This window comes from Kitasatospora sp. NPDC058444, assembly GCF_042721415.1.
Classification (GTDB): Bacteria; Actinomycetota; Actinomycetes; order Streptomycetales; family Streptomycetaceae; genus Kitasatospora.
In genome coordinates this window covers 44,677-63,396 of the sequence record NZ_JBHXLL010000009.1, presented here as the reverse complement: position 1 = coordinate 63,396, position 18,720 = coordinate 44,677, and the positions used below count along the sequence as shown (strand labels likewise).

At 73.8% G+C, this 18,720-nt stretch carries 18 protein-coding genes; 7 read left to right on the top strand and 11 right to left on the bottom strand.

Features of this window, described 5'->3' with window-relative positions; genetic code table 11:
- Positions 1-78 precede the first annotated feature (78 nt).
- Together ACFWP2_RS12935 and ACFWP2_RS12930 are read left to right on the top strand one after the other, a co-directional pair.
- Positions 79-1,413: a nicotinate phosphoribosyltransferase gene (locus ACFWP2_RS12935; protein ID WP_380450427.1), complete on the top strand. Its 1,335-nt coding sequence runs from the start codon at positions 79-81 to the stop codon at positions 1,411-1,413.
- Positions 1,414-1,665: 252 nt separating this feature from the next.
- The gene (locus ACFWP2_RS12930; protein WP_380450426.1) at positions 1,666-2,256 is read left to right on the top strand and encodes an isochorismatase family protein; all 591 of its coding nucleotides are present in this window, start codon (positions 1,666-1,668) and stop codon (positions 2,254-2,256) included.
- Between the two features lie 117 nt (positions 2,257-2,373).
- Here ACFWP2_RS12930 and ACFWP2_RS12925 read toward each other — a convergent pair whose 3' ends face one another.
- Entirely contained in the window at positions 2,374-3,384 is a 1,011-nt protein-coding gene (locus ACFWP2_RS12925) for a hypothetical protein (RefSeq protein ID WP_380450425.1), read from the bottom strand.
- 256 nt (positions 3,385-3,640) lie between these two features.
- On the opposite strand from ACFWP2_RS12925, the gene ACFWP2_RS12920 reads away from it, so the two are divergent.
- A complete protein-coding gene (locus ACFWP2_RS12920) occupies positions 3,641-4,318 on the top strand; it encodes a hypothetical protein (protein ID WP_380450424.1) in 678 nt (225 codons plus the stop codon).
- Positions 4,319-4,884: 566 nt separating this feature from the next.
- Entirely contained in the window at positions 4,885-5,325 is a 441-nt protein-coding gene (locus ACFWP2_RS12915; RefSeq protein ID WP_380450423.1) for a hypothetical protein, read from the top strand.
- A gap of 57 nt (positions 5,326-5,382) precedes the next feature.
- Here the strand turns inward: ACFWP2_RS12915 and ACFWP2_RS12910 are convergent, their stop codons facing one another.
- Positions 5,383-5,979 (bottom strand): DinB family protein, encoded by a 597-nt coding sequence (locus ACFWP2_RS12910; protein WP_380450422.1) that lies wholly within the window; start codon positions 5,977-5,979, stop codon positions 5,383-5,385.
- A 211-nt stretch (positions 5,980-6,190) separates the two neighbouring features.
- On the opposite strand from ACFWP2_RS12910, the gene ACFWP2_RS12905 reads away from it, so the two are divergent.
- A complete protein-coding gene (locus tag ACFWP2_RS12905; protein WP_380450421.1) occupies positions 6,191-6,763 on the top strand; it encodes a GNAT family N-acetyltransferase in 573 nt (190 codons plus the stop codon).
- 25 nt (positions 6,764-6,788) lie between these two features.
- Here ACFWP2_RS12905 and mycP read toward each other — a convergent pair whose 3' ends face one another.
- The 4 genes from mycP to ACFWP2_RS12885 form a co-directional block, all read right to left on the bottom strand.
- Positions 6,789-7,874, bottom strand: coding sequence for a type VII secretion-associated serine protease mycosin (mycP, locus tag ACFWP2_RS12900; protein WP_380450420.1), 1,086 nt, complete (start codon positions 7,872-7,874; stop codon positions 6,789-6,791).
- A 203-nt stretch (positions 7,875-8,077) separates the two neighbouring features.
- Entirely contained in the window at positions 8,078-9,517 is a 1,440-nt protein-coding gene (locus ACFWP2_RS12895) for a hypothetical protein (protein WP_380450419.1), read from the bottom strand.
- A gap of 36 nt (positions 9,518-9,553) precedes the next feature.
- Entirely contained in the window at positions 9,554-10,003 is a 450-nt protein-coding gene (locus ACFWP2_RS12890; RefSeq protein ID WP_380450418.1) for a hypothetical protein, read from the bottom strand.
- Positions 10,004-10,099: 96 nt separating this feature from the next.
- Positions 10,100-10,810, bottom strand: a complete 711-nt coding sequence (locus ACFWP2_RS12885; RefSeq protein ID WP_380450417.1) for an endonuclease V — start codon at positions 10,808-10,810, stop codon at positions 10,100-10,102.
- A 222-nt stretch (positions 10,811-11,032) separates the two neighbouring features.
- On the opposite strand from ACFWP2_RS12885, the gene ACFWP2_RS12880 reads away from it, so the two are divergent.
- Entirely contained in the window at positions 11,033-11,305 is a 273-nt protein-coding gene (locus ACFWP2_RS12880; RefSeq protein ID WP_380450416.1) for a hypothetical protein, read from the top strand.
- Positions 11,306-11,341: 36 nt separating this feature from the next.
- Here ACFWP2_RS12880 and ACFWP2_RS12875 read toward each other — a convergent pair whose 3' ends face one another.
- Complete coding sequence (locus ACFWP2_RS12875; RefSeq protein WP_380450415.1) at positions 11,342-12,094, bottom strand: RDD family protein; 753 nt, start codon at positions 12,092-12,094, stop codon at positions 11,342-11,344.
- Positions 12,095-12,166: 72 nt separating this feature from the next.
- A complete protein-coding gene (locus ACFWP2_RS12870; protein ID WP_380450414.1) occupies positions 12,167-13,861 on the bottom strand; it encodes an RDD family protein in 1,695 nt (564 codons plus the stop codon).
- A 405-nt stretch (positions 13,862-14,266) separates the two neighbouring features.
- Between ACFWP2_RS12870 and ACFWP2_RS12865 the strand changes: the two genes are divergently transcribed.
- A complete protein-coding gene (locus ACFWP2_RS12865) occupies positions 14,267-14,683 on the top strand; it encodes an SsgA family sporulation/cell division regulator (RefSeq protein WP_380450413.1) in 417 nt (138 codons plus the stop codon).
- Positions 14,684-14,892: 209 nt separating this feature from the next.
- Here the strand turns inward: ACFWP2_RS12865 and ACFWP2_RS12860 are convergent, their stop codons facing one another.
- From ACFWP2_RS12860 to ACFWP2_RS12850, 3 genes are all read right to left on the bottom strand, one after another.
- The gene (locus tag ACFWP2_RS12860; RefSeq protein WP_380450412.1) at positions 14,893-16,293 is read right to left on the bottom strand and encodes a glycosyltransferase 87 family protein; all 1,401 of its coding nucleotides are present in this window, start codon (positions 16,291-16,293) and stop codon (positions 14,893-14,895) included.
- Between the two features lie 112 nt (positions 16,294-16,405).
- The gene (locus ACFWP2_RS12855; protein WP_380450411.1) at positions 16,406-18,013 is read right to left on the bottom strand and encodes a sensor histidine kinase; all 1,608 of its coding nucleotides are present in this window, start codon (positions 18,011-18,013) and stop codon (positions 16,406-16,408) included.
- Entirely contained in the window at positions 18,010-18,714 is a 705-nt protein-coding gene (locus tag ACFWP2_RS12850; protein ID WP_380450410.1) for a response regulator transcription factor, read from the bottom strand. Before ACFWP2_RS12850 ends, ACFWP2_RS12855 begins: the two co-directional genes overlap by 4 nt.
- Between the last annotated feature and the right edge of the window lie 6 nt (positions 18,715-18,720).

Here is an 18,720-nt window from a genome sequence, read left to right as displayed (position 1 = left end):
GACACCCGGGCGATTCCGGCCCGGCACGCTCCACGAGAAATCGTCACTCTGACGCTAAGTGGTAGTAGCATCATCCGCATGGACGCCACTTCAGTGCGCGCGGCCTGCTCGACCGCGCTGCTCACCGACCGCTACGAGCTCACCATGCTGCAGGCCGCCCTGCGCAGCGGGGCCGCGCACCGCCGCTCCGTCTTCGAGGTGTTCACCCGCCGCCTGCCCGGCGGCCGCCGCTACGGCGTCCTGGCCGGCACCGGCCGGGTGCTGGACGCCGTCGAGAACTTCCGCTTCACCACCCCCCAGCTGGACTGGCTGGCCGACCAGGACGTGGTCGACGAGGACACCCTGCGCTTCCTCGCCGACTACCGCTTCCGCGGCGACATCCACGGCTACCCCGAGGGCGAGGTCTACTTCCCCGGCTCGCCGCTGCTCACCGTCGAGGGCAGCTTCGCCGAGGCCGTGATCCTGGAGACGGTGATCCTCTCGATCCTCAACTACGACTCGGCCATCGCGGCCGCCGCCTCCCGGATGACCGCCGCCGCCGGCGGCCGCCCGGTGATCGAGATGGGAGCCCGCCGGGCCCACGAGCAGGCCGCCGTCGCCGCCGCCCGCGCGGCCTACGTGGCCGGCTTCGCCGCCACCTCCGACCTGGAGGCCGGCTTCACCCACGGCATCCCGACCACCGGCACCGCCGCCCACGCCTTCACCCTGGTGCACGACAGCGAACGGGACGCCTTCACGGCGCAGATCGCCTCCATGGGCAAGGGCACCACGCTGCTGGTCGACACCTTCGACCTGCGCGAGGCCGTGCGCACCGCGGTCGAGGTGGCCGGCCCCGAACTGGGCGCCGTCCGGATCGACTCCGGCGACCTCACCCTGCTGGCCCACCGGGTCCGCCGCCAGCTGGACGAACTCGGCGCCGACCGGACCAGGATCATCGTCACCTCGGACCTCGACGAGTACGCGATCGCCGCCCTGGCCGCCGCGCCGGTGGACGGCTACGGCGTCGGCACCAGCCTGGTCACCGGCAGCGGCCACCCGACCTGCGCGATGGTCTACAAGCTGGTCGCCCGGGCCGAGACCGAGGGCGGGCCGCTGGTGCCGGTGGCCAAGCGCGCGGCCGGCGGCAAGACCAGCATCGGCGGCCGCAAGTGGGCGGCCCGCCGGCCCGACGCCGACGGGGTCGCCGAGGCCGAGGTGGTCGGCACCGGACCCGTCCCGGACGACCTGCGGCCGCACCTGACACAGGTGCCGCTGGTGCTGAACGGCGAGACCGTCGGCCGGGAGCCGCTCAGCGCCGCCCGCGACCGGCACGTGCGCGCCCGCGCCGCGCTGCCGCTGTCGGCCACCCAGCTGTCCAAGGGGGACCCGGTGCTGCCGACCGAACTGGTCCTGCCGACCGGGCCGGGCCACTGACGGAAGCCCGGGGCCGGAGCCGAGGCCCTGGCCTGAGCCGGGCCTTGGCCTGAGCCGGGGCCGGGCCACCGGACCGGCCCGGGGACTTCCGCCCCCGCGCGTCACTCCCTAGAGTCAGCCGTAGAGTTCCCCGAGTTCCCCCGGAGCTCCCCGAGTACCCCCGCGCCCGGCGCGGCCGGGCCGCGTACTCCCGAGGGCTCCCCCACCGGGGCGCCGCCTCCCGCGGGCCCCCGAGATCCGAGGATGCGAGCCATGCACCGGGCACTGATCGTCGTCGACGTGCAGAACGACTTCTGCGAGGGCGGCAGCCTGGCCGTCGCCGGCGGCGCCGAGGTGGCCGCCGCCATCACCGACCTGATCGCCGAGTCCTCCCCCGGCTACCAGCACATCCTCGCCACCCGCGACCACCACATCGACCCGGGCGGCCACTTCTCCGCCGAGCCGGACTACGTCGACAGCTGGCCGCCGCACTGCGTGGCCGGCACCGAGGGCGTGGGCTTCCACCCCAACTTCGCACCCGCCGTCATCTCCGGCGCGATCGAGGCGGTCTTCGACAAGGGCGCCCACTCGGCGGCGTACAGCGGCTTCGAGGGACTGGACGAGAACAACCGCGGCCCGGTGGGGTGGCTGCGCGAACGGCAGGTCGACCAGGTCGACGTGGTCGGCATCGCCACCGACCACTGCGTCCGGGCGACCGCGCTGGACGCGGCCCGGGCGGGCTTCACCACCCGCGTGCTGCTGGACCTCACCGCCGGGGTCGGCGCGGAGACCACCGCCGCCGCGCTGGCGGAGCTGCGGGCGGCCGGGGTCGAGCTGGTCGGCACACCGGTGGTCCGTTCGTAGCGGGTTCCGGGGCCTCGGGTGCGGCTCCGCGGTCGCGGGGCCGCGCTTGCGGGGGGGGTGCTCGGAGGGCGCTCGGTGCGAGCTCGGGATGGGCTCGGTGCGGGCTCGCGGGGCCGATCAGACCACCAGCAGCTCCACCACGTCCGTCCCGCCCGTCCGGTACGCCTCCCGCAGTTCGCCGCCGACCACGTCCGGGTCGGCGGCCAGCCGGGCCCCGCAGACGTACACCACGCGGATCCCCAGGTACTCCATCCGGTGCTGGCCGCCGCGCACCCAGGCGGCCTCGCCCTCGCTCACGCAGCGCAGCTCCGAGTCCACCTCCACCGCGACGCCCCGCTCCGGCCAGTAGAGGTCCGGGACGGCGATGTACGTGCCGCCGCGCATCCGCAGCTCGGGGGCGCTCAGCGGCGCAGGGAGCAGCCGCTCGTCCACCAGTTGCCCCACCTGCTCCAGCACCAAGTCCCGCTCGGCCGCGATCAGTTCGTCCAGCGCGGCGCGCACCCGGGGCTCGCAGGTCAACCCGGAGTCGGTCAGCTCGACCACCAACTCCCGTACTGTGCAGCGGTTCCCGGGCAGGGCGACGGCCTCCCTCAGCACCTCGCGCACCGGAGCCGGACCGCCGGACGGCCCCGCCGCCGTCCACTCGACCAGCGCGTCGGCGACCGCCCGGGCCACCGGCGCGCAGGCCAGCCCGTGCACCGATCGGGCCACCAACTCCCGTTCGGTGCGCCGGATCCGGACCTCACCGACGTCCTTCAGCCGGCGCTGCCGGGGCACCAGGACGTCCACCCCCGTCACCGCAGGCAGCCGGGGCACGACGGTGAATCCGTACAGCGCCAGCGCGGCCGTACCGGTGATCACCGCACCCTCCCGGCGCCCCTCCTCGCGGCCGTTCTGCGCGGCGTACAGCAGCGCGGCCCACATCCGCTGCTCGGGGGTGGGCTCGGCGGCCTGCAGCAGGTAGACCCTGGGCAGCATCCGCCGCCAGGGGCCGCCCCGACGGCAGTGCTCGGTGATGATCCGGGCCGGCACGCCCCGGGCGCGCAGCTGGCTCGCGGTGACGACGTTCTGTTGACGCTTCGCCAGCTCCTCCAGGGACGGCGGCGGCGACGGAATCCGGTAGCTCATGCCGACACCATCCCCGCCCGTCCGGACCCGCGACCGGGACCCTGACGCACTGTTACTCAACCGTCGCGAAACCGGGACCAGCTCGCACTAAAGTCCTCATACCCTCACTCATTTGGAGTAATTGACGCTCATCAGGTTGTCATATGTGATCGAAAACGATCGCCGACCTGGTCGCCTGACCCAGAGTGATCAAAGGCATACGGCGAGGGACCCCCAAGGCGTCAATCCCGCCCCGGGGATTGCCTAGGCTTACGTCATGTCACGTGACGAGACCGCCGGCCTCCGCGCGGCCCAGCTCCGCCTCGGCCGTCTGCCCGGATACGTCCGCCGCCCGGACCCCGCCCGCCGCAGCGGCGAGAAGGGGCATACGTACAAGAAGGGCTGGGAGGTCCGCTTCACCGCCCGCAGTGAGGCCGAGATAGCAGAGATCCGCGACCTCGTGGTCGCCGCCGGGTTCGCCCCGGCCAGACCCTTCTTCAAGGGCCACCAGCTCATCCAGCCCGTCTACGGCATGGCCGCCGTACAGGCCTACCTGGCCGCTAGACAGGCCGCCGAGGAACACGCCGCCCGGGCCGCGCTCGGCCGCCGACGACGAGCCGCGGGACGGCCCGCCGGGGGGCACGCCCCCGGAGCCCTCACGGGCGGCGGGCACACCCCGGGCACGCTCTCGGCGGGTACGCACGCCTCGGGCACGCTCTCGGCGGGTACGCACGCCTCCGGTACGCACACCTCGGGTACGCACGCCTCGGGCGCGGCGCACCGGCGTGAGTGCGAGGAGGCCGCCGCCGGGGCTGCCGCTGCTGCTGCGGCGGCCGCGGCTGCCGCAGCGGCGCAGGCGGCCCGGCGGCGGGCCGTCGAAGCCTTCCCCACCCAGGTCGAACGGGGCACCGCCGCCGACCGGATCACCCCCACGGAGGCCCGGCCGACCTCCTGACCGGCGGCCGCCCCACCCGCCATCCCGCCCCGGCCGGTCCCGTTCAGGCCGCCGGGGCGCGGTCGATGTGCCCACCCGGCCCCGACCCCGCAGCGCGCCCACCCCACCCGCTCCACGCGCGCCGTCAACACCACGCGTACGACCGTCACCGTGAGGGCGACCGCGCCCCGTCCGCGGTGATCTCCGCGATGATCGTGAGTGCGGTTGTGCGGGTGGTTGTGCGGGCGCAGGTTCGCGCCCTGAGCGTGGACGCCAGCCTCCCCAGGCCCTACGGTGTCACATCAACTGCCTTGCAGTCACAGCCGCCCTACACTCTCTGACCAGCTGCGACACGCTCGCACCTACGACTCCCACGCCACTGCGCAGTACTGCCCCGCCGGCCCTCGCCGGCCCCCGCCCGGGCCGTCCCGCCGCCGCGTCGCACCCGGTCGCCACCGGAACCGGCCTGGCGGCGGCGGGTTCCGGGCATTCCATCGGATTGGTCACCCAGCGCACCGAGGGCCTACCGTAGAGTGAGCACAGATGATCGACCGTCAGAAACCCATCTCCCTTTTCGAGAAGCCGAGATGACCAACCGTCACGAGAGTTCCGCCGAGCCGCCCCCGGGGCCCGGCGAGCCGGCGGACGTACCACTGGAGTTCACCGCGTTCTGCGAACTCCACCGCCCCCGGTACCTCAGCTATGCCCACGTGTGGCTGACCGAGCACAGCGCCGCAGCCGTCGCCGTCCAGCAGGCCTTCGCGGAAATCGCGGTGCACTGGCGGGAGTTGATGGGCAGCTCCAACCCGACCGCGCACGCCTGGGAGATCCTGCGCGGCACCGTCGCCGCACACACCCGCCAGGTGACCCCCGACCCGGACCGCCACCCGGCCGACGACGACCTGGCGATCCTGCACTACGTGGTCGGCCTCGCCGCCCCCGAGATCGCCGACGTCATCGGCACCGACGCCGCCAGCGTCGCCGGACGGCTGCGCCGCACCATGCTGCGCGAGGCCTCCGGCTGGTGACCCCGCGCCCCCGCCGCCGGCCCGGCCTCAGACCCGCCCGCCCGGGACCCGCCGGTCTCAGACCCGCCCGCCCGTCACGTCGAACAGATGGTGCACCGGGTCGTGGATCAGGTACCGGGAGAACGACTCGACCGTGAACCGCGCCCCGTCGCTGCGGTTCCCGGTCCGCCCCCACTGCTTCCCGGCCACCCGCCCGAAGGCCCCGGCGAGCCGCTCCGCGGCCTCCGCCAGCTCCCCGGCCACCACCTCCGGATCCTGCTCCCCGTAGCGCTCGGCGACGGCCGTCTCGTCCTGGTCCCAGTTGGGGAACAGCGGGTCGTCCCGGTCCAGCATCAGGCCCAGCCGGACGTCGAACAGCCGGAAGACGTCCCGCACGTGGCACGCGTACTCCAGGGCCGACCACACCCCCGGGGCGGGCCTGCGGCGCAGCCCGTCCACGTCCCCCGCCAGCACCGTCAGCCAGCCCTCCGCATTGGCCCTGACCATCCCGGCGACGTCCTCCCGGGCCACCCGCGGGGTGTCCAACCCGCAGTCCGGACAAGGGCGTTCCAGCACCCAGGTCCAGTCCTTGGTGTCCGGGACGATGCCGTCTCCGGTGCCGTCGGTGGCGGCGATCGACGTGTTCCCTGCCGGCGTGCTCTCAGGAGTGCTCATGACCCCAGCATCCCCGCGACCCGGCGGGCCCCACCAGTGGCAATGCCGCCAGCGGCCGCCGAAATGCTGCCACCCCCACCCCCGGCGCACTCACCGGCGCGTTCCCCCCTCACGCGCCCCCATCGCCGCCCGCACTCCAGCCCGCTGCGCACCCGCACGACCAGCACGAAATGCGTGGACGAACGGAAGCCGACCGACCATCCTGGGGGCCATGACCGCCGACGCCACCGACCTGGCCGCCCTCGCCGTGAAGCCCACCCTGCACGGGCCCACCATCCGGCTCGTCCCCCTCGACGAACGACACACCGACCCGATGTGGGAGCTCTGCACCGACAAGGAGACCAACCGGCTCACCGGCACCCGCACCGGCTTCACCCACGACCGGATCCACCAGTGGTGCAGCAGCCGCCCCGCCCAGCCCGACCGCCTCGACCTCGCCGTCGAGGACCCCGCCACCGGCCGCTTCCTCGGCGAGACCGCCCTCACCGACGTCGACCCCGACAACTCCTCCGCCAGCTTCCGGATCGCCCTCACCCCGGGCCACACCGGCCGCGGCATCGGCACCGAGACCACCCTCCTGGTCCTGCGCCACGCCTTCGAAACCATCCGCCTCAACCGCGTCCACCTCGAAGTCTTCGAGTACAACGAACGCGCCGCCCACGCCTACCGCAAGTCCGGCTTCACCCTCGAAGGCCGCTCCCGCCAGGCCCACCACTGGGACAACCGCTACTGGGACGTCCTCCAGATGGCCGCCCTACGCGACGAATGGCTCGCCACCCACTGACCCACCCCCACCCCGCGCGGCAGCACTACGCCCGCCGCCGCGCCCGCACCACGAGCACCACGACGACGCCGATCACCAGCGCCAGACCACCGGCCCCCGCCCCCACGAGGACCCCCACCCCGTTCCCACTGCTCGCCCCACCATCCGCCCCCGGGGCGACAGCCTCCTCCGACGCCCCATCCGTCGGATCGTCCACCGGCGGCGCCCCCTGCGACTCCTTCCGCTCCACCAACGGATTCTCCCGAGACCCGTTGTCCACGGCGGGATTCGCCTCCAACGCCTTCGCCGGCGCCAGAACCCCGAACCCGTACCGATCACTCGGCACCGCCGACCCGTCCACCGGAGGAGTGGCCGTCTTGATCATCCGATTGACCACCTGCCCCGCCGACAGGTCCGGGTACTTCGCCCTGATCAACGCCGCAGTGGCGGACACGTAGGCGGTCGAGTCCGAGGTGCCGTTGCCAACCCCGTACCCTGCCGAGGACTTCGCACTCGCGCGGTAGATCTCCGCTCCAGGGGCTGTCAGCGTGGTCTCGGGTCCATACGTCGACTTCTCCCACAGGCGTCCCAGCCGGTCCACCGCACCAACCGCCACCACACCCGGAAACGCCGCCGGGTACTCAACCGCCGCGCCCTGTTGTCCGCTGTTCCCGTTCGACGCGACAAGGACCACATCGTGGTCGACGGCGTACTTCACCGCTGCCCTGGTCTCCTGGTCGGTCCCCGAGTAGCCACCGATCGACATGTTGATCACCTTGGCACCACGGTCCACTGCGAACCGGATTCCCTTTGCCAGGCCGCTCTGCGCCACGGTGTCAGTGGAGGTCCAGCTCACCCGTACCGGGAGGATCTTGACCTTGGGTGCCAGTCCCATGATTCCCGCGTTGTCGCCATGCCCGTGGCCCGCAATGAGGCTGGCCATTCCGGTGCCGTGACCGTCCTTGTCGACCGTGCCGTCACCACCTTCGCCAGTGAAGTCGGCACCCGACAGGACCTGGCCGGCCAGGTCCTGATGGTCTTTCATGACGCCGCTGTCGATGACAGCGACGGTGACACCACTGCCCTGCGATACCGGCCAGAGCGCACTGTCCGTTCGGTAGCTGGCCAGCACCCACTGCCCGTCACGGGTACCGTCCGCACAAGCAGGCCCGGCCCCGATCACAGCGACCAGGCCGCCAACTGCCAGCGCAGCCGCCCCACGCCGAAGCCGCCAGTCTCCCAAGGCTGGTCACCCCACTCAGCACAGCGGTAGCCCTGTGGTCCACGAACCACGAGGGCCCCGATCGAATCACCCGGTCTCCAGAAGAACCAGGGTCATTTCACCACGTTCGAGTTGTTGGACTCCCCCGACGCCCAGGTCTCCTCGTCCTCCACCAGGTAGTCCGGACGCTTTCGCGCCTTCTCCTTGTCCTTGGCTCGCCCGTGAACCCCACCGAATGGGGCTGCGGATCCAGAGGATGCTCCAGAGGCGCCTGTCGACTCCGCCCGAACCCGGTTGCGCTGCCCCAGGCCGGAACCGCCCTCGGTGAAAGCCTTCTTGCCCCCAGGGGTCGCTTCACCCGCAGACGCCTTGCCTCCTGGTACCGCTCGTCCACCGTCGCCGACCACGGTGCCGCCCGTCCGGCCCGCTCCGGCGCCGACCGGGCCGGGAGCGCCTCCGTGGATACCTTCGGCAATCCGTGCGGCACCACCACGAACGTCGGCCGGCCCTCCCCGTTGGTCACTCCGGCCGGTCGCGCCCCGCTCGACGAGTGTCTGCTTCTCCCGTCCGATGTCGAATGGGCCGGGTGCCGCTTCACCCTTACCGGGTCCGAGCCACGTGGGACCGGCACCGCTCTGCGGTCCAGCCGCGGTGGGGGCCGGCATGCCCGTGACACCGACCGGCGACGGCGCAGCCGGCGTGGGCTTCGAAACGGTGGTCACGCCGTTGACCGTGGTTCCCGCACCGTAGTTGGCCGCTCCGGAGGGATTCCCCGGCGCCTTGGCCGTTCCGCCCTTGATGCCGGGTTCCGGGGAGTTCGGCGTGCTTCCTGAGGCTGTCGACGGCTTCGGGGAGGCACCGCCTTTGCTCACGTCGCGGTTCCGCGGCGCCGTTGAGGCATTCTCAGGTTTGCCGAAGGACCCCCCAGCCGATTGCAGGTTGCCGGCGCCCATACCGGTCATCAAACCGCCCGCCGCAACGAGTGCGCTCTGATCACTGGCGGTCTGGTCGGAGAAGTCGTCTCGTCCCCCGGGGTTCACCGGCGGCTTCTTCGGGTCGTACGCCGGCGGGGGCTTCAGGGCTGGGGTGGCGATGCGGTAGTGCATGGCGAGGGTTTGCATGATGGCGGCCGCTTCGGCCTTCTTGCGGTCGGCGAGGGGGATGTGTTCGTCGTCGTCGCTGAAGAGGGCGTCGCCGACGGTGTCCTTGACCTTGTCCCAGTTGCCGGGTTCCTCGGGCATGTCGCGCTTGGCCTTGGCCATGGCCTCGGAGGTGCTGTGGAGGATGTTGGCGGCGTCGTTGGCGTAGGCGGCGGCGTTGTTGATGCTGGCGGCCAGGGTGAGCATGCGGGTGTGGAAGGCGTCGCTGGTGGTGCCTTCCCAGGAGGTGGCGGCTTCGGTGCTGGCCTTGGTGAGGGTCTGGCGGATCGCCTTGAGGGTGTCGGCGGCCTTGCGCCAGGGGTCGCCGGCGGCCATGACCGCGCCCGGGTCGAGGGCCTGTGCCATCGTGCGGAGCTGGGCGTGGCTGTACTTGGTGAAATCGGTGTAGACCACGGGCGGCGGCCTCCGTTCGGTCCGGGCGGGCGGCGGTCAGACGGTGGCGTTGCCGCGGGTGGACGGGGTGCGGTTCTGCTGGGCGGCGGCCTGGCTGCTCGCGGAGGGGTGTGCGACGGACCATCCGTCGTCGCCGAGCTTGAGTTTCGCGGCGGCGTGCTGGTCCTGTTCCTCGTAGTTGGTGGCGGTGAGGTCGGCCTTCTGCTGGGCCTCGTTCACGGCTTCCTGGAGCTGGTTGAGGACGTCGCGCAGCGCGTCCCGCATGGTGCCGTAGCGGCCGTGGATCTCGGTGGCCTCGGCGAAGGTGCCGAAGGCGTTCTTGCCGATGCCGCTGCGGCCGTGCGCGTCGCTTCCGTCGGCGTGCTTCTGGAAGTCGGTGAGCAGCAGCCGTACTTGGCCGGCGAAGGTGCGGAGCTGTTCGACTTCGATGCGGTAGCCCTGTCCGGCTCCGCCGGTGGTTCCGGTCCCGGTGCTCCCTGGTCCCATTTCGGCGCCTCCCCCGTGCGTCCGTCCCTGGCGGTCGGGGCCGGGCCCCGGTGTCTCATGTCTAACACATGGGGCCCGAGTCCCGCCTGGGCACGGTCAGTTCGCGGTCGTCCCGGTGCGTCGGGCGTCGGCGAGGGCGCGTCGGCAGAGCGAGTCGGCGTGCCGGGTGGTTTCGGGGAGGCGGTACCGGGGGGCGAGGTCGAGGGTGGTGCGGACGGCGGTGTCGAGGCCGGTGCGGTGGCCGACGGAGACGAAGACGGGTTTCACGCCTTCCCTGGTGCGTACGGCGCGGCCGACCTCCTCGCCGGTGGCGGGGTCGGTGAGCGGGGTCGAGGAGCCGCGGGGGGCGTCGGGTTCGTGGTGGTCGAAGGTGAAGGGGGTCTTGGCGACGCCGAGGGTGCGCAGTCCGGTGAGGACGCCGAGGTGGCTGGCGAGGCCGAGGCGGCGGGGGTGGGCGAGGCCGTAGCCGTCGCAGACGACGATGTCGGGGGTGCGGGTGAGTGCGGCCAACGCGTCGAGGACGGCGGGGAGTTCGCGGAAGGCGAGCAGTCCGGGGACGTAGGGGAAGGCGATCCGGCCGACGGCGGTGGCCTGTTCGACGACGGTCAGGGTGTCCCGGTCGAGGAGGACGGCCGCGGCGGCGACGAGGTCGTGGTCGTCGTCGTAGGCGACGTCCACGCCGGCGATCAGCGCACTGGGGGCCGGGTCGCCGGGGCCGTCGTCGTGGGCTTGGACGAGCGGGCGCAGCCGCTCCTGTTCGGCGAGTGCCTCGGCCTCGGTGGTGGGCCAGTCGGCGGGGATGGGCATGGTCGGGTCCCCCGGTGTGGTGGTGTGCGGCGGTGCGCGGTGTCGGCGGGTCTCGGTTCACCGTACCGACCGGGCCGGACGACCCCGGGGTGAGCCCGTGCGCCCCCTGTGCCCCCGCGTTCGGGGTCTAGCCTGGACGTACCCGTCTCCCCCGCGGGGTAGGACCACTGGAACCGGCACCATTCCCGCCCGTTTCCCCCGACGTGCGAAGGACCCCCCGCCATGCCGCGCCCCTCCGTCGCCCAGGCCTGCCTCGGCTCGTTCACCGTCGTCGCCTCCTCGGTGGCTCTGTTGGCCGTCTCGGGCGCTTCGGGCGTCCTGGCGGTCTCGGTGCTGGTGGGGTTCGCGCTGGCGCTCGGCACCGTGGTGACGGTGCTTTCGATGTCGGCCGCCGCGGCGAGGGCCGCGACCGTGGCGGAGGGTGCCGCGGACCCGGAGCGGGCGCCTCGTCCCACCGCGGCCGCCGCCGGGCGCGCGTACGCCCGGCAGCGCTGATCGGCCGCCGGGCGCAGGCGTGTCCCGCGCCGCCGCTCAGACCTCGGTGGTGACCACCACGGTCTTCGCGGCCTTGTCGTGGAGGCACTGCCGGTAGGGCTTGTCGAAGACGCCGAAGAACCCGTCGACGAGCCACCAGAGCGCGGCGCAGCAGAGCACGGCCGGAACGACGAAGACGGCGGCGCGGGTCCAGGCGGCGGACTGGGTGGGTTTGTTCCCGTCGGCCAGCATGGCGACGCGGACCTTCATCGCCTTCTTGCCGAGGGTCTGGCCGTCCCGGCTGAGCATCAGGGCCTCGTAGACGAGGTAGATGGCGCCGCCGAGCCAGAACGCCTCGGTGGAGCCGTTGCGCGTGCCGAGGTCGACGAAGGGCCCCACGATGATCACGGCGACGGCCTGCACCAGGAGGTAGTCGATCAGCCGGGCGAGGATCCGCTTGGGCCAGGTGCCGATCGGCGGCATGCCGGGGACGGGGCCGGCGCCGGGGGTGCCGTACGCGCCGGGGCCGTAGCCGGCGCCGTAGCCGGGCGGCTGGTCGTACGGGGGTCGGTCGTACGGCGGCTGGCCGTAGGGGTTCTGACCTGGGGTCGGCTCGCCGTACGGGCTTCCGCCGTAGGTGCCCTGGTAGGCGCCGGGGCCGCTGGACGGGCCGCCTGACGGGTCGCTGGACGGGGTCGGGCCCGACGGCTCGCCTTCCGGCGTGCCGCCGCCCGGCTGCGGGGGCTGCTTGTCGAAGGAGGGCTTGCCGCCCCCCTCCGGCTGGGGGCCTGAGGGGTCGTGGGTGCTCATGCCCCCGAGTAGAACATCACACATTCTTGATGTTCGGGACATTTTGTCCGTTTTACACTGGGCCCTACGGCCTCAGTCGCGCACCACCCGGGTGCGGGCCGCGCGGTCCTGCCACCCCCGCCGCGCCGTCCGGTCGAACACCGGCCAGACCAGGCCGAGCAGCAGCACCGTGCCCAGCTGCCGCACGGCCCACCGCAGGAGCGAGCGGCCGAGGCTCAGCCTGGTCCGGGCGGCCGGGGCGGCGGTGTCCACCACGCGGATCCGGGCCAGTCTCTTGCCGAAGGTCTGGCCGGTGCGGGCGACCGGCAGCACCTCGTAGAGCAGGCTGACGAACAGCAGGATGCCGATCAGTACGGCGATCTTGCCCAGCACCACGTCGTCCACCAGCCAGACCTGGATCTGGCGCCGGCTGAGGGCGCTGGCCATCCGGGCCTGGTCGACCTTCTGCTGGAGGTGGTCGGTCACCGAGCGGCCGAGCGGAATCCCGGCGGCGACCGCGACCACCAGCAGCACGGCGGTGTCCACGGTCCGCGCCGCCAGGCGACGGCCGAGGCCGGCCGGCGCGGCGACCCGGGTGGTACGGGTGGTCCGGGCGGCCCGGGCGGCCCGGGAGGCCGCGGGGGCGGTGGCGGCGGACGGGCGGGGCTGGACGGCGGTCTCCCGGACCGTCCGCAGGGCGGGCAGCGGGGCGGCGGGTGCGGAGACCGGGGCCGTCGTGGCGGCCGCGGCCGCGGGCTTCGAGGCGACCTCCGCCCGGGCCGGAACCGGGGCCGACACCGGGGCAGGGGCCGCGGCCGGGGCCGCTTTCTCGCCGATCACCGGCACCGGGCCCGAGGCCAGGACGGACGGCACCGGTGTCCCCCGCACGGTCACCGCCGCGGCGGGAGCGGCGGGAGCACCGGCCGCGGCCAGTTCCACGGCGATTGGAGCATGCCCGGCCTCCGCACGCCCCTCCTCCGCATCGAGCGCCTCCGGAAGCACCCCCCAGGAGACCCAGCGCGGCGCGTCGCCCGTCTCCATCAGGCCGCGCTGCGACCGCGGGTCGGCCTGCCACCCGGACTCCCCGAGCGCAGGGGCCGGGGCCGGGGCCGAACCGGAACCCAGAGCCGGACCCAGGGCCGGACCCGGCCCCTGGGCCGCCTCGGGCGGCGCGGCGCCGACGGCCACCGGCTCGTCCACGGCCCCGGGCAGCTCGGCACCGACGAAGCCCGACGCCGCCCCCGACGCCGCCCCCAAGGGCACTCCCGTGTGCCCACCCGCGGGCATGCCCGGCGAAACCCCCGGCCCGTCGACCGTCCGGAACACCGGCCCGCCGATCACCTCCGCCACGCGCGGCCCGAGCACGAAGGACGCCCCGCCCGAGGTCTGGTCGAAGTACACCGGCCCGGTGTCACCCCCACCCGCGGGCAGTCCGACCCGCACCTCCGCCGCCGCCCCCGACACCACCGGCCCCGACACCAACTGCTCCGACACCAGCTGCCCCGACAGCGCCGGTTCCGGGCCCACCGGCTCCGCAGCCGCGGCCTGCTCCGGCACCACCGGCGGCCGCACCGCCCGCACCGCCGCCCTCTCCGGGGCGGACCGCCGCGTCGCGTACCGGGGCAGCTGCAGCACCTCGCCCTCGGCGGGCGCGGGCCGGCTGGTGCCGGGCACCCAGGCCGCGCCGCCCCAGTACCGGACGAAGCCGGGGATGGAGGGGTCGGGGTAGTAGCCGGGCTCGGGAGCGACGGCCGGGTCGCCGTCGGCGGCGAAGGAGCGGTCCGTCATGGGGGTCTTCTTTCCTGGCAGGTCCTGACGAGGACGGCGCGGGCCGACCGGGCCCGACCACCGCAGACGCGTCCACCCGCGCGCACGACCCGGCGCGCGCCCGGCACTCGGCGCGCGTGGGGGCGTCACCGATGGGCGGACAGTCGCCGGGCAGTCACAAAGGGTAGTACCTCACCGAAGCCGTGACGGAAAGTTCGTGATTCCCCGGACAGCGGGGAGTCGCTCACGGTAGGGATCCCAGCGCACGGCGATTGCTCGCGCGCCGTGCCACCCGCCGTTCACCACCCCTCACCAAACTTCCCGAAGAAATCCCGGAAACGTGTGTAAGAGCCGGTGCGGACCGCCCTCTCAAAGGTCACAGGGCCCGGAACCGGGCACCGCCCGAAGGCAGAGAGGAAGACGATCATGGAGCGTCCCGTCAGCGTCGTCGAGCACGAGCTGGAGCTCAACCTGGTGCTCTCGCCGGAGCACAGCGTCCCCGTCCCGGCCCGGCTGTCCTACGGCAGCCACGACCCGTACGCGGTGTACATCACCTTCCACCTGGACACCGGTTCGCCGGTGACCTGGGTGTTCGCCCGCGAGCTGCTGGTCGAGGGCACCTTCCGCCCGTGCGGCCAGGGCGACGTGCGGATCTGGCCGACCCGTTCGGGCCGGCGCAGCGTGCTCTGCCTGGCGCTGAGCTCGCCCGCCGGGGACGCGCTGCTGGAGGCCCCGCTGCCGGCCGTCGCGGCCTGGCTGGAGCGGGCGCACCGGCTGGTCCCGCCGGGCAGCGAGCTGGCCTCGCTCGACATGGACGGCTCGCTCGCCGAACTGCTCGCCTAGGCATGCGCCGCAGCGTGCACCGGCACGGACCGCAGCACCGGCACGTACGACAGCAGCACCGGAGCGAACACCCGCACGAACACGAGCACCCGCAGGAACGCGACCACGACCGCGGCGGCGATGGCGACCGCGACCGCGAGGGCGAGCAGCGGGAACGGAAGCGGCGGAGCAGGAGCAAGAGCAGGAGCAGGAGCGGCGCCCCCGCCGGCTCAGCGGGCCGCGGGGGCCTGCTGACGACCGCGGGCGGCGTCCGGCCCTCCGGCGTCCCGCTGTCCGGGCAGCCGGACCAGCGGCGCGCCGGCCGAACGCCGTCGGGCCCTTATCCGGACGGCGGCGGCGAGCAGGAAGCAGAGTCCGACCCACGGATAGACCGAGGTCGGCAGCTGGCGCCACGGTGACATGTCGAGGACGGCCAGGCCGACCGGCTTCGCGGCCCACATCGCGAAGGACAGGAAAGCGACCAGCGTGGCCCAGAAGACGGCCCGCCAACGCAGCCGGCGGACGTCGGCCGGGCGGGCGTGTTCGACCGAGGCCTCGGCGGCGAGCAGGACGAGCATCGGCACGCACCAGACCCAGTGGTGGGTCCAGCTGATCGGCGAGATCAGTACGGCGGTGACGGCCGCGCAGCAGACGCCCCAGGCCTCGGCCCGGGGCAGCCAGCGGCCGCTGCGCGCGGCCCAGGCGGAGACCGCGAGGCCGGCCAGCGCGATCAGGCCGGCCCCGAGGGTGGCGATGGTGCCGGGGTCGGCGGTGTGCAGCAGGCGGGCGAAGGCGCCGCGCATCGACTGGTTGTCGACGATCCAGGTCTTGCCGACCCGGGAGGAGTCGTAGAGGTACTTGGTCCAGAAGCCCCAGGTGGCGTCCGGCAGGACCAGGGCACCGAGCAGGAAGGTGCCGAGGAAGGTGAGGCCGGCCACGAAGGCGGCCCGGATCCGGCCGGTGATCAGCAGGTAGACCGCGAACAGGCCGGGGGTGAGCTTGATGCCGGCGGCGATGCCGATCGCCACGCCCTTGCTCCGCCGGCCGTCCGGACGGGTGAGGTCCCAGAGGATCAGGCAGGCCAGTGCGAGGTTGATCTGGCCGTAGCGGAGCGTGGTGAAGACCGGTTCGAGCCAGACCCCGAGGCCGGTCACCAGGATCACGCCGATCGGCCGCAGCTCGCGGCGCGGCCAGCCGGCCAGCTTGAAGGACAGGTGGGTCAGCAGGGCGAGCAGCCCGACGTTGCCGAGAGTGATCGCCACCCGGAGGAAGGGGACCGGGAACCAGGTGGTCGGGACGAACAGCATCGCCGCGAACGGCGGGTAGGTCGCGGGCAGGTTCCACTCGGTGACGCGCAGCGCGTACAGGTCGGTGCCGTTGGCCACGGCGGCGCCCTCGGCCCGGTAGACGATCATGTCCACCATCGAGGTGTGGACGAAGTGGCGGACCACCGCGTACACCAGCAAGGACAACAGCGCCACGGCGGAGGCCGCCAGCAGCGGACGGCGGGGGGCCTCGCGCAGCGCCCGGACGGGGGCGCCGAGGGCCCGGCGCAGCCGGTCCGACAGGGGGGCGGGCGAGGGGTCGGGTGCGGTCCGCACCGGGCTGCGCTCGTCTTGCACCGCTGTCACTGTCCACTCCGTCCACGGCTCGGCCAACCAGCGACGATACCGGATGCCGTTCGGACGGGACCGGACACGATCGACTACGCACCGTGACAAAGCGACTCTGACCGGCCCCGCGTCACTTCTGGAACAGCGCTCCCCGGCTCCGCCGCCGTCCGCCCCGCGCGGGCTCCGCCTCCTGCGGCCCGGTGCGCAGCCGCAGCCGGGTCTCGGCGCCGCCGAGCACCGCGGAGCGGCCGAGCGCGACGTCCCCGCCGGTGGACTCGGCGAGCTTGCGGACGATGTCCAGGCCGAGGCCGGTGGAGCCCTCGCCGCCGTGCCCCTCGCCGCGCTTGAGGGCGGCGGCCGGGTCGCTGTACCCGGGTCCGGCGTCGCCGACCAGCACGATCACCGAGGAGTCGGTGGCGAGCACGTCCACCGAGAAGGCGGTGCCGACGGCGGTGTGCCGGAAGACGTTGCCGAGCAGCGCGTCGACGGCGGCGGCGAGGTCCCCGCGCTGGACGGGCACCAGCGCCGCCCGCTCGGCGCCGGCCAGCTGCCAGCGGCGCCCCTCGTCCTCGGCCAGTGCCGACCAGAAGGCGACCCGTTCCCGGATCACCTCGGCGGCGTCGCAGCCGACCGCGACGGCGGGCGCGTCCTCGGGGGCGCGCCGGGCCGAGCGGATGATCTGGTCGACCTCGCGCTCGAGCTGAGCGACCGCGTGCCGGGTGGCGTCGGCCGCGTCGCCCTCGCCGAGCGAGGCGGCGTTGAGCCGCAGCACGGTCAGCGGGGTGCGCAGCCGGTGCGACAGGTCGGCGGCCAGTTCCCGTTCGGCGGCGAGGAGTTGGACCACCCGGTCGGCCATGGTGTTGAACGCGTGGCCGGCCTCGCGCAGTTCCTCGGGGCTGCCCTCGGCCTGCTTGCCCTCCACCGGGACCCGCACCGAGAGGTTCCCGGCTCCGAGCGAGCGGGCGGCGGCGGCGAGCTTGCGCGCGGAGGCGACGATGCGGCTGCCCATCCGGTCCGCGACCAGCACCGAGACGGCGACCAGGCCGAGTGCCACGGCGGAGAGCACCTGCCAGGCGGTGGCGACGCCCCGGGTGAGGTCGCTCTCGGCCACGAACACCTCGACCACCGCGGTCCGCCCGGTGTCCACCGCGACGGGCTGGAGCAGGGCGTACCCGCCGGCCACCTTCACGGTGAAGGAGCGGCCCTGCCCGCCGGCCGTGGCCACGTCGGCCGTGGTGGCGCGCCCCTCCCCCAGCGTCGGGCCCCCGGGCTCGCCGGTCCCGGCGGCCGCCGTCCCGGGGCCGCCCCCGGCCGGTCCGGCCGCGCCATCCCCACCCGGCCCGGCCGCGCCACCACCGCCGCCTCCGCCGCCACCGCCGCCTCCGCCTCCGCCTCCTCCAGCACCACCTCCGCCACCAGCGCCGACGCCGCCGTGGAGCGCATCGCCGCCACCCGCCCCGGCGGGCTGCCCGGCCGCCGGAAGGTGCACCGCCATCCGCCCCTGCCCGCCGGCGTCCGTACTGGCCAGGGCCCGGGTGATCGCCTCCTCGTCGGTGGTGATCGCCAGGGCCGGTCCGAGCGCCGCGGCCTGCCGCTCGGCGGCGGTGAAGGCCCGGTCCCGCGCGGTCTGTTGGACCATCAGCCCGAGCGGGATCAGGAAGGCCAGCGCGACCATGGTGGTCCCGGCGACGGCGGCCTTGATCAGGGCCCAGCGCAGCGAGCGCCCGAACCGCCTCATGTCCGGTGCTCCGCCGGGCCCCCGGTGGCTTCCAGCCGGACCCCGACGCCCCGGACGGTGTGCAGGTAGCGGGGGTTGGAGGCGGTCTCGCCGAGCTTGCGGCGCAGCCAGGAGAGGTGGACGTCGATGGTCTGGTCGCCGCCGTAGGTCTGCTGCCAGACCTCGGCGAGGATCTCCTTGCGGGGCACCACCACGCCGGGCCGGGCGGCCAGGAAGGCCAGCAGGTCGAACTCACGGCGGGTCAGGTCGAGCGGTCTCCCGTCCAGCGCGGCCTCCCGCCGCTGGAGGTCGATGGCCAGTCCGCCGACCCGCAGCACCTGGGCGACGGGCGCCGTTCCGCTGCCGAGGCGGCGCAGCACGGCGGCCATCCGGGCGCTGAGGTGCTCCCCGGAGAAAGGTTTCACCAGGTAGTCGTCGGCGCCGTCGTTGAGCAGCCGGATGATCTCGGCCTCGTCGTCCCGGGCGGTGGAGACGATCACCGGCACATCGGTCAGGCCGCGGATCATCTTGAGTGCCTCACTGCCGTCCAGGTCGGGCAGGCCGAGGTCGAGGATCACCAGGTCGCAGCCGACCTGGGCGACCTCCCGCAGTGCCTCCAGGGCCGTGCCCACGCTGCGGACCGCGTGACCGGTGTCGGTCAGGTGGCGGATGAGGGCGGAGCGTACGAAGGGGTCGTCCTCGACCACGAGCACTGTTGCCATGGGCCT

Coding starts and splice junctions, on each gene's coding strand:
- ACFWP2_RS12935 (WP_380450427.1), top strand. CDS start 79: ATGGACGCCACTTCAGTGCGCGCGGCCTGCTCGACCGCGCTGCTCACC.
- ACFWP2_RS12930 (WP_380450426.1), top strand. CDS start 1,666: ATGCACCGGGCACTGATCGTCGTCGACGTGCAGAACGACTTCTGCGAG.
- ACFWP2_RS12925 (WP_380450425.1), bottom strand. CDS start 3,384: ATGAGCTACCGGATTCCGTCGCCGCCGCCGTCCCTGGAGGAGCTGGCG.
- ACFWP2_RS12920 (WP_380450424.1), top strand. CDS start 3,641: ATGTCACGTGACGAGACCGCCGGCCTCCGCGCGGCCCAGCTCCGCCTC.
- ACFWP2_RS12915 (WP_380450423.1), top strand. CDS start 4,885: ATGACCAACCGTCACGAGAGTTCCGCCGAGCCGCCCCCGGGGCCCGGC.
- ACFWP2_RS12910 (WP_380450422.1), bottom strand. CDS start 5,979: ATGAGCACTCCTGAGAGCACGCCGGCAGGGAACACGTCGATCGCCGCC.
- ACFWP2_RS12905 (WP_380450421.1), top strand. CDS start 6,191: ATGACCGCCGACGCCACCGACCTGGCCGCCCTCGCCGTGAAGCCCACC.
- ACFWP2_RS12890 (WP_380450418.1), bottom strand. CDS start 10,003: ATGGGACCAGGGAGCACCGGGACCGGAACCACCGGCGGAGCCGGACAG.
- ACFWP2_RS12885 (WP_380450417.1), bottom strand. CDS start 10,810: ATGCCCATCCCCGCCGACTGGCCCACCACCGAGGCCGAGGCACTCGCC.
- ACFWP2_RS12880 (WP_380450416.1), top strand. CDS start 11,033: ATGCCGCGCCCCTCCGTCGCCCAGGCCTGCCTCGGCTCGTTCACCGTC.
- ACFWP2_RS12875 (WP_380450415.1), bottom strand. CDS start 12,094: ATGAGCACCCACGACCCCTCAGGCCCCCAGCCGGAGGGGGGCGGCAAG.
- ACFWP2_RS12870 (WP_380450414.1), bottom strand. CDS start 13,861: ATGACGGACCGCTCCTTCGCCGCCGACGGCGACCCGGCCGTCGCTCCC.
- ACFWP2_RS12865 (WP_380450413.1), top strand. CDS start 14,267: ATGGAGCGTCCCGTCAGCGTCGTCGAGCACGAGCTGGAGCTCAACCTG.
- ACFWP2_RS12855 (WP_380450411.1), bottom strand. CDS start 18,013: ATGAGGCGGTTCGGGCGCTCGCTGCGCTGGGCCCTGATCAAGGCCGCC.
- ACFWP2_RS12850 (WP_380450410.1), bottom strand. CDS start 18,714: ATGGCAACAGTGCTCGTGGTCGAGGACGACCCCTTCGTACGCTCCGCC.